This is a genomic window from Shigella sp. FC1544 (genome assembly GCF_001722145.1).
GTDB lineage: Bacteria > Pseudomonadota > Gammaproteobacteria > Enterobacterales > Enterobacteriaceae > Escherichia > Escherichia coli.
Map to the genome: position 1 here is coordinate 1 of NZ_MECT01000059.1, position 9,081 is coordinate 9,081.

Consider the following 9,081-nt stretch of genomic DNA (forward strand, 5'->3'; position numbering starts at 1 on the left):
TTGAGAAGCGGTGTAAGTGAACTGCAGTTGCCATGTTTTACGGCAGTGAGAGCAGAGATAGCGCTGATGTCCGGCAGTGCTTTTGCCGTTACGCACCACCCCGTCAGTAGCTGAACAGGAGGGACAGCTGATAGAAACAGAAGCCACTGGAGCACCTCAAAAACACCATCATACACTAAATCAGTAAGTTGGCAGCATCACCTAAATCTCGGGCTACAAAAAAGCAACGGCAATATCATTTTTTAACAATGAAACAACAAATTAACCTTGTTTCATTTTCTCCATGATTTTACCAGGAAGATTACGTAGAAAGGGTATCCTGCAAGCCTGTCCTGGACTATCCTTGTCACGTCAGACACGCGTGTGTCGTTGTGCGCTTTTTTTGGGTGAAAGGAGTAAGAAAATGGCGACAGGAAAGTCCTTCTCTCGCTGGTTTGCGCCTCTTGCGGCGTTATTAATGGTAGTTAGCCTGAGTGGGTGTTTTGATAAAGAAGGCGATCAGCGTAAAGCGTTTATCGACTTCCTGCAGAATACAGTGATGCGTAGCGGTGAACGTCTACCAACCCTGACTGCCGATCAGAAAAAACAGTTTGGTCCTTTTGTCTCTGATTACGCGATTCTGTATGGTTATTCTCAGCAGGTGAATCAGGCGATGGATTCCGGTCTGCGCCCGGTCGTAGACAGCGTTAACGCAATTCGCGTACCGCAGGATTACGTTACGCAAAGCGGTCCGCTGCGTGAAATGAACGGTTCGCTGGGTGTGCTGGCGCAACAACTGCAAAATGCGAAGTTGCAGGCCGATGCTGCGCACTCTGCGCTAAAACAGACCGATGATTTGAAACCGGTCTTTGATCAGGCATTCACCAAAGTGGTAACGACGCCAGCTGATGCATTGCAACCGTTGATTCCGGTTGCACAAACTTTCACGCAACAACTGGTGATGGTTGGAGACTACATTGCTCAACAAGGTACTCAGGTGAGCTTTGTAGCAAATGGTATCCAGTTCCCGACTTCGCAGCAGGCAAGTGAATATAACAAACTGATTGCGCCGTTACCGGCACAACATCAGGCGTTTAATCAGGCCTGGACTACAGCAGTTACTGCAACCCAATAAAGAGTAAAAGCCCGAGCGATTATCGGGCTTTACTTCACGCAGTCGCGGCTTAGTCCGCGACGTGCGGATTCACACAGTTCTTCTCAACCTTTCCTTGTAACGCATCAATCAAATTATCCACGGCACAGGCGGCCATGCCATAACGCGTCTCATGGGTGGCAGATCCAATATGCGGTACTGCGACGACGTTGGCCATTGAGAGCAACGGCGAATCTACGGACAGTGGCTCTTGTTCGAAGACATCCAGCCCGGCGGCGTGAATTTCGCCTTTCTGCAATGCTGCGATCAGTGCATTTTCGTCAACCACCGGGCCACGTCCGGCATTAATGAAAATGGCGGAGGATTTCATTTTGGCGAATTGTTCTGCGCCAAACAGATGATGCGTCTCATCAGTTAACGGCAGGATCAGGCAAACGAAATCTGACTCTTGTAACAGAGTATCCAAATCGCAGTAGCGGGCGTTGAAGCGTTCTTCTGCTTCTTTATGGTGGCGGCGCGCGTTATAGAGGATGGGCATGTTGAAGCCAAAGTGCGCACGTTGTGCCAGCGCCATGCCGATCCGTCCCATCCCGACAATGCCCAGTGTTTTATGGTGAACGTCAGTGCCGTACCAGTCCGGGACTATGCTCGCGGTCCATTCGCCTGCTTTTACCCGTTCTGCTACCTCCACAACCCGACGAGCGGTAGACAACACCAGCGCCATCAGCGTATCGGCGACGGTTTCTGTTAATACGGTTGGCGTGTGCATCAGCAGAATTTTTCGGGCGGTAAGCGCATCGACATCAAAATTGTCATAGCCGACGGAGATCGTTGATGTGGCACGCAGTTTCGGCATTTTTTCCAGCAATGCGGCATCTACATTCTCGTTTGAACCCAGTAAACCTTCAGCTTCGGCAAAAATTGCTGCATTTTGTTCGACGGTTTGTGGGCTGAGGTTTGCCACCTGGTGAACGGTGAAATGCTCTTGCAGGCGTTGCAGTAAATCATCAGGTAAGGCTTTGTAGAGGATAACGGACGGCTTCATGCTTCTCTCCATTCACTGATAAGGCGCTCACCTTAGCCTGAAATATGATGAAGGAAAACTGAAGAATGCCAGGTGATTTCTGCATCACCTGGCATGAAAGGGATTACAGCGGGCTTAAGGTAATTTCTACACGGCGGTTTTGCGCCTTACCTTCTGCGGTGCTGTTGCTGGCGATTGGGTTAGCCGGGCCAAGGCCCTGAGTACGGATGCGGCTGGCGTCCACGCCCTGGGTGATCAACGCGCTGGCAACGGAATCCGCACGCTGCTGGGAGAGACGCATGTTCAGGTCGTGACCCCCCGTGCTGTCGGTATAACCAATCACGTTAACCGCCGTTTTCGGATACTCTTTCAGCACCATTGCCACGCCGGTCAGGGTGTTAGCGCCTGCCGGTTTCAGGGTCGCGCTGCTGCTGTCGAAGGTCACATTGTTCGGCATATTGAGGATAATGTTATCCCCGCTGCGGGTTACGCTAACACCAGTGCCGCGCATTTTGTCACGCAGCTTCGCTTCCTGCACATCCATGTAATAACCCACGCCGCCGCCCAGAGCTGCGCCCACGAGAGAGTCCAGACCTGCGCCGATAGCAGATTTGCCTGCTTCGCGTTCGCCGGTGTAAGGGTTAGTTGTGCAGCCAGATACCGCCAGAGCGCCACTCACTACGGCGGCAATAAGATAAACACGTTTCTTCATTGTTAATCCTTAATAACCTTTTTATTCTTTGCCACGGGTTCCGTGGCGGGAGATTATGCCGCGTGAACATGAAGATTATTCCTGGGAATACTCGGAAATTTGTAAGTAATATTTAACTGCTCAATACATCTAACCTTTCAGGAGTCTTCGGTTTGGCCAACTCATCCTCACGATATTCCGTTCTGACTGCCGCCCACTGGGGGCCCATGCTGGTTGAAACCGACGGCGAAACCGTGTTTAGCTCGCGTGGCGCGTTAGCCACAGGAATGGAAAACTCCTTGCAGAGCGCGGTTCGCGACCAGGTTCACAGCAATACGCGGGTACGATTTCCAATGGTGCGCAAAGGCTTTCTCGCGTCACCGGAAAACCCGCAAGGCATTCGTGGGCAGGATGAATTTGTTCGCGTGAGTTGGGATGAGGCGCTGGATCTTATTCACCAACAACATAAACGCATTCGTGAGGCTTATGGTCCGGCATCGATTTTTGCTGGTTCCTACGGCTGGCGTTCAAACGGCGTGCTGCATAAGGCCTCGACATTATTACAACGCTATATGGCGCTGGCAGGCGGTTATACCGGGCATCTGGGGGATTATTCGACCGGTGCGGCACAGGCGATCATGCAGTATGTCGTGGGTGGCAGCGAAGTTTATCAACAGCAAACCAGTTGGCCGCTGGTGCTGGAACATAGCGATGTCGTGGTGTTGTGGAGTGCTAACCCACTCAATACGCTGAAAATTGCGTGGAATGCATCTGATGAGCAGGGGCTTTCTTACTTTTCCGCACTGCGTGACAGCGGGAAAAAGCTGATCTGTATTGATCCAATGCGATCGGAAACCGTCGATTTCTTTGGCGATAAAATGGAGTGGGTGGCACCGCACATGGGCACCGATGTTGCGCTGATGCTGGGGATCGCCCATACGCTGGTGGAAAATGGTTGGCACGACGAAGCGTTTCTGGCGCGTTGCACCACAGGTTATGCCGTCTTCGCCTCTTATTTGCTGGGCGAGAGTGACGGAATAGCCAAAACCGCCGAATGGGCGGCAGGGATTTGTGGGGTTCACGCAGCGAAAATTCGCGAGTTGGCGGCTCTTTTCCACCAAAACACGACCATGCTGATGGCTGGCTGGGGAATGCAGCGCCAACAGTTTGGTGAGCAAAAACACTGGATGATCGTCACGCTGGCGGCAATGTTGGGGCAAATCGGCACACCCGGCGGCGGTTTTGGTCTTTCTTATCATTTTGCCAATGGTGGTAATCCCACGCGGCGTTCTGCGGTGCTCTCTTCCATGCAGGGTAGCTTGCCGGGTGGCAGCGATGCGGTAGATAAAATCCCTGTTGCCCGTATTGTTGAAGCACTGGAAAACCCTGGCTGCGCATACCAACACAATGGCATGAATCGCCTCTTCCCGGATATTCGCTTTATCTGGTGGGCGGGTGGCGCCAACTTCACCCATCATCAGGACACTAATCGCCTGATACGAGCTTGGCAAAAACCGGAGCTGGTAGTTATCTCCGAATGCTTCTGGACGGCGGCGGCAAAACACGCGGATATCGTTCTGCCTGCGACTACCTCTTTTGAGCGTAATGATCTCACCATGACCGGCGATTACAGTAATCAGCATCTGGTGCCGATGAAGCAAGTGGTGCCGCCACGCTATGAAGCGCGTAATGATTTTGATGTTTTTGCCGAGTTAAGTGAACGCTGGGAGAAGGGCGGTTATGCACGTTTTACGGAAGGAAAAAGTGAGTTGCAATGGCTGGAAACGTTTTATAACGTTGCCCGACAGCGCGGGGCAAGCCAGCAGGTTGAATTGCCGCCATTTGCTGAGTTCTGGCAAGCCAATCAGTTAATTGAGATGCCGGAAAACCCGGACAGCGAGCGGTTTATTCGCTTCGCTGATTTTTGCCGCGATCCGCAGGCGCATCAATTAAAAACCGCCAGCGGTAAGATTGAAATCTTCTCGCAGCGTATTGCCGATTACGCTTATCCGGATTGCCCGGGGCATCCAATGTGGCTGGAGCCGGACGAATAGCAGGGCAATGCCGAACCGGAACAGTTACAGGTACTTTCTGCTCATCCGGCGCATCGTCTGCACAGCCAGCTGAATTACAGTTCTCTGCGCGAATTGTATGCGGTGGCAAATCGTGAGCCTGTCACCATTCATCCTGACGATGCCCTGGCGCGCGGCATTCAAGATGGCGATACTGTTCGGCTGTGGAACGCACGCGGGCAAATTCTTGCCGGAGCGGTCATTAGCGAGGGAATTAAACCTGGCGTGATTTGTATTCACGAAGGGGCATGGCCGGATTTGGATTTAACCGCTGACGGTATTTGTAAAAACGGCGCAGTCAACGTGCTGACCAAAGATCTCCCCAGCTCGCGGCTGGGGAATGGCTGTGCGGGTAATACGGCGCTGGCATGGCTGGAAAAATACAACGGTCCGGAACTGACACTTACAGCGTTTGAACCACCGGCCAGCTCATAATCCAGGTGGGTAGTTGGGTTTCATCCTGCCATGCGCAATCGACAATGTGAAAACCCTGCGCCTGGTAAAAATTTATCGCCGGTTGATTTTTTTGATAAACCTCCAGCATCAGGTGGGGATGGCGCTGCTGCACATATTGCATCAGCGCCTTACCAATACCGCGCCTGACGGCCTTCGGTGCGACAAACATCGCTGCCAGAAATCGGCCTTCCATAATGCTGACAAAACCGAGAAGCTTACTGTCTTCTTCCCAGACCCAGTTTTGCGCATTGGCAAGATACGCATCCCGCACCAGCGGAATGCAATCACGCCAGTAATTCGCTTTTATAAAGGGATGTCCCCAGGTTGTACTTTCCAGCCACAGTTCGAGGATCGCGGGGAGTTCTGAACGTTGCGCTTCCCGAATCATGGTTTATTTCCCGGATAGCAACAGCAGCCAACCACATGATCATTCACCAGCCCACATGCCTGCATAAAGGAGTAACAGATTGTGGTACCGACAAACTTAAAACCACGTTTTTTCAGTGCTTTAGATAGGGCGTCGGAGGCGGGCGTAGATGTGGGGATTTCGCTCAACGTTGTGGCTTGTGTCACCTGTGGCTGATGATTTACAAACGACCAGACAAAGTCGGCAAACGGTTCGCCGTTCTGTTCCATTTGCAGGTACGCCCGCGCATTACCAATAATTGCCTGAATTTTCCCGCGATGGCGGATAATCCCGGCGTCCTGTACCAGTCTTTCGACATCCTCTTCCTGCATTGCTGCGACTTTCACCGGATCGAACTGATAAAAGCAGGCGCGATAGTTTTCGCGTTTTTTGAGGACGGTGATCCACGATAACCCAGCCTGCTGCCCTTCAAGGCAGATCATTTCGAACAGTTTTTTACTGTCAGTTTCAGGCACGCCCCACTCATTATCATGGTAGGCAATATAAAGCGGGTCCTGACTCACCCAGCCGCAACGTTCCATACTTTCCCTCGCTATGTACCCGATCGTAAAAATTTCAGCCGCTTTTCTTGACGCATCGGTGAAAAAGTCAATATTTAATACAGGGCTACTATGCCCGATATCCTTCATACAATGACAATAATATTGCCGAATTCGGCTCTTCCCTGGAGTCGTGTTAATGATCATAAAAAAAAGCGGTGGTCGCTGGCAGCTATGCCTGCTGGCGAGCGTGGTAATCAGTGCCTTTTTTCTCAACACAGCTTACGCCTGGCAACAAGAATATATCGTTGATACGCAACCCGGACATTCCACAGAACGTTACACCTGGGATAGTGATCATCAACCTGATTACAACGATATTTTGTCGCAACGTATTCAAAGTAGCCAAAGGGCGCTGGGACTGGAAGTCAATCTGGCGGAAGAAACTCCTGTGGATGTGACCAGCAGTATGAGTATGGGCTGGAATTTTCCTTTATATGAACAGGTTACAACCGGCCCGGTCGCGGCATTACATTACGATGGCACAACCACCTCGATGTATAACGAGTTTGGCGACAGTACTACCACGCTGACCGATCCGTTATGGCATGCCAGCGTGAGTAGCTTAGGCTGGCGTGTTGACTCCCGGATTGGCGATCTCCGACCCTGGGCGCAAATCAGCTATAACCAGCAATTTGGCGAGAATATCTGGAAGGCGCAATCAGGCCTGAGCCGGATGACGGCGACAAACCAGAACGGCAACTGGCTGGATGTCACCGTAGGCGCTGATATGTTGCTCAATCAAAATATTGCCGCCTATGCCGCGCTAACTCAGGCAGAAAATACCACTAATAATAGCGACTATCTGTATACGATGGGGGTTAGCGCCAGATTTTAACGTAACAGTCACAATTGAAACCATTGAATAACAATAGTTGTGCTGATAGTGGGTGCTAACTTACAAATAATAAATTTGGTGAATAATTGTCGCGTCATTCATTCCTGAACTAAGGCATTTCATTCCGTTCTGATGGCATTTCATGCCGTTTTTCCCCAGGCATAAAATGCACTTCGTTATGGTTGTCGGCAGAGATTTTTCCTTTTTATTACTGCAGGAATACTGCCATGACACCTTCAAATTATCAGCGTACCCGCTGGCTGACACTCATCGGTACTATCATTACCCAGTTTGCGCTGGGGTCGGTTTATACCTGGAGCCTGTTTAATGGCGCGCTTTCTGCCAAGCTGGATGCGCCGGTAAGCCAGGTCGCTTTCTCTTTCGGCTTGTTAAGTCTGGGGCTGGCAATTTCATCTTCTGTTGCGGGGAAATTACAGGAACGTTTTGGCGTTAAACGCGTCACTATGGCTTCCGGCATTTTGCTAGGATTAGGCTTCTTCCTGACAGCGCATTCTGACAACCTGATGATGCTGTGGTTAAGCGCCGGTGTGCTGGTCGGTCTGGCGGATGGCGCGGGTTACCTGCTGACGCTCTCTAACTGCGTGAAGTGGTTCCCGGAGCGTAAAGGTCTGATCTCCGCGTTCGCTATCGGTTCTTATGGTCTTGGTAGCCTGGGTTTCAAATTTATCGACACGCAGCTGCTGGAAACGGTGGGTCTGGAAAAAACATTTGTGATTTGGGGAGCGATTGCGCTGGTGATGATTGTTTTCGGCGCAACGTTAATGAAAGACGCACCAAAACAGGAAGTGAAAACCAGCAATGGTGTGGTGGAGAAAGATTACACGCTGGCAGAGTCGATGCGTAAACCGCAGTACTGGATGTTAGCGGTAATGTTCCTGACTGCCTGCATGAGCGGCCTGTACGTGATTGGGGTAGCGAAAGATATCGCCCAAAGTCTGGCACACCTTGATGTGGTTTCCGCAGCCAATGCAGTAACGGTTATTTCCATCGCTAACCTTTCAGGTCGTCTGGTGCTGGGCATTCTGTCTGACAAAATTGCCCGTATCCGTGTTATCACCATTGGTCAGGTGATTTCGCTGGTGGGTATGGCGGCCCTGCTGTTTGCACCATTAAATGCAGTGACGTTCTTTGCAGCGATTGCCTGCGTGGCATTTAACTTTGGCGGCACTATTACCGTCTTTCCATCACTGGTCAGTGAGTTCTTCGGCCTCAATAACCTGGCGAAAAACTACGGTGTGATTTACCTCGGTTTCGGTATCGGTAGCATTTTTGGTTCGATTATCGCCTCACTGTTTGGCGGTTTCTATGTGACCTTCTACGTGATTTTCGCCCTGCTGATTCTGTCATTGGCGCTTTCTACGACGATTCGTCAGCCAGAGCAGAAAATGTTGCGTGAGGCGCATATTTAGAAATATGTTGCTACTGAAATAAATACGAGGAGGGAGACTTCAAAGTCTCCCTTTTTTATGGACGCATATTAAAAGAACAATAATATTCATACCACAAATATATTTTATTTATATATTATGTAGGTAATGACTCCAACTTACTGATAGTGTTTTATGTTCAGATAATGCCCGATGACCTTGTCATGCAGCTCCACCGATCTTGAGAACGACAGTGACTTCCGTCCCAGCCTTGCCAGATGTTGTCTCAGATTCAGATTATGTCGCTCAATGCGCTGAGTGTAACGCTTGCTGATAACGTGCAGCTTTCCCTTCAGGCGTGATTCATACAGCGGCCAGCCATCCGTCATCCATACCACGACCTCAAAGGCCGACAGCAGGCTCAGAAGACGCTCCAGTGTGGCCAGAGTGCGTTCACCGAAGACGTGCGCCACAACCGTCCTCCGTATCCTGTCATACGCGTAAAACAGCCAGCGCTGACGTGATTTAGCACCGACGTAGCCCCACTGTTCGT

Annotated in this window: 8 protein-coding genes and 2 pseudogenes; 4 read left to right on the top strand and 6 right to left on the bottom strand. The window is 50.9% G+C overall.

Annotated features, from left to right (window positions below; translation table 11 throughout):
- A partial coding sequence (locus tag BGK49_RS25360) for an IS1 family transposase (protein WP_001393286.1) occupies positions 1-147 on the bottom strand: 147 nt, incomplete at its 3' end.
- 256 nt (positions 148-403) lie between these two features.
- Between BGK49_RS25360 and BGK49_RS04605 the strand changes: the two genes are divergently transcribed.
- A complete protein-coding gene (locus BGK49_RS04605; protein ID WP_005045940.1) occupies positions 404-1,114 on the top strand; it encodes a DUF3053 domain-containing protein in 711 nt (236 codons plus the stop codon).
- Between the two features lie 49 nt (positions 1,115-1,163).
- Here BGK49_RS04605 and ghrB read toward each other — a convergent pair whose 3' ends face one another.
- On the bottom strand, positions 1,164-2,138 hold the full coding sequence (gene ghrB / locus BGK49_RS04610) for a glyoxylate/hydroxypyruvate reductase GhrB (RefSeq protein ID WP_000805034.1): 975 nt from the start codon (positions 2,136-2,138) through the stop codon (positions 1,164-1,166).
- Between the two features lie 103 nt (positions 2,139-2,241).
- A complete protein-coding gene (locus tag BGK49_RS04615) occupies positions 2,242-2,829 on the bottom strand; it encodes an OmpA family lipoprotein (RefSeq protein ID WP_000747616.1) in 588 nt (195 codons plus the stop codon).
- A 152-nt stretch (positions 2,830-2,981) separates the two neighbouring features.
- On the opposite strand from BGK49_RS04615, the pseudogene bisC reads away from it, so the two are divergent.
- Positions 2,982-5,315 (top strand): annotated as a pseudogene (gene bisC / locus BGK49_RS04620) (biotin sulfoxide reductase).
- Here the strand turns inward: bisC and BGK49_RS04625 are convergent.
- Positions 5,284-5,724, bottom strand: coding sequence for an N-acetyltransferase (locus tag BGK49_RS04625; RefSeq protein ID WP_000617481.1), 441 nt, complete (start codon positions 5,722-5,724; stop codon positions 5,284-5,286). The pseudogene bisC and the gene BGK49_RS04625 overlap by 32 nt on opposite strands.
- Positions 5,721-6,284 carry a DNA-3-methyladenine glycosylase I gene (gene tag / locus BGK49_RS04630; protein WP_000438961.1) on the bottom strand — a complete coding sequence of 188 codons (564 nt, stop codon included), beginning with the start codon at positions 6,282-6,284 and terminating at the stop codon, positions 5,721-5,723. The genes BGK49_RS04625 and tag overlap by 4 nt, the downstream gene beginning before the upstream one ends.
- A gap of 157 nt (positions 6,285-6,441) precedes the next feature.
- On the opposite strand from tag, the gene BGK49_RS04635 reads away from it, so the two are divergent.
- Both BGK49_RS04635 and BGK49_RS04640 read left to right on the top strand, forming a co-directional pair.
- Positions 6,442-7,140 carry an autotransporter outer membrane beta-barrel domain-containing protein gene (locus BGK49_RS04635; RefSeq protein WP_005045936.1) on the top strand — a complete coding sequence of 233 codons (699 nt, stop codon included), beginning with the start codon at positions 6,442-6,444 and terminating at the stop codon, positions 7,138-7,140.
- Between the two features lie 227 nt (positions 7,141-7,367).
- Positions 7,368-8,570 (top strand): L-lactate MFS transporter, encoded by a 1,203-nt coding sequence (locus BGK49_RS04640; RefSeq protein ID WP_000189025.1) that lies wholly within the window; start codon positions 7,368-7,370, stop codon positions 8,568-8,570.
- 137 nt (positions 8,571-8,707) lie between these two features.
- On the opposite strand, the pseudogene BGK49_RS04645 reads toward BGK49_RS04640, so the two are convergent.
- Positions 8,708-9,081 (bottom strand): annotated as a pseudogene (locus BGK49_RS04645) (IS1-like element IS1X2 family transposase); the annotation flags it as partial.